Source organism: Shinella sp. 838 (genome assembly GCF_029623935.1).
In the GTDB taxonomy this organism is placed as follows: Bacteria; Pseudomonadota; Alphaproteobacteria; order Rhizobiales; family Rhizobiaceae; genus Shinella.
On sequence record NZ_JARSBQ010000082.1, the window covers coordinates 1 to 566 of the forward strand.

Annotated in this window: 1 protein-coding gene; it reads right to left on the reverse strand. The window is 66.8% G+C overall.

What is annotated here, in order from left to right:
- The coding region (locus P9A16_RS35670; protein ID WP_278026572.1) for an aconitase family protein at positions 1-566 on the reverse strand (566 nt) is incomplete at both ends.

The following is a 566-nucleotide window of genomic DNA, read 5'->3' on the forward strand; positions in this document are numbered from 1 at the left end:
TTCTCAAGCTGGCCCGGCTTCTTGTAGTCGTTGTCCATGGCGCTCGCAAAGCCCGCGGCGATGCTTTCCAGCGGGACGCGGCCCTCCGGGCGCTTCGGGCCGGCCATGGCCGGAACCACGGCGCCAAGGTCGAGCTCCAGCGTGTCGGTGAAGACGAGGTCCGAGCCGTCGCCGTCACGCCACATGCCTTGAGCCTTCGAATAGGCCTCGACCAGCGCGATGCGCTGCTCGTCGCGGCCGGACATGGTGAGATAGTTGACCGTCTCGGCATCGACCGGGAAGAAGCCGCAGGTCGCGCCGTATTCCGGACCCATATTGCCGATCGTCGCGCGGTCGGCCAGCGTCATGTTGTCAAGGCCGGGGCCGAAGAACTCGACGAACTTCGACACCACGCCCTTCTTGCGCAGCATCTGCACGACCATCAGCACCAGGTCGGTCGCCGTCACGCCTTCCTTCAGCTTGCCCGTCAGCTTGAAGCCGATGACCTCGGGCAGCAGCATGGAGACCGGCTGGCCGAGCATGGCCGCCTCCGCCTCGATGCCGCCGACGCCCCAGCCGAGAACGCC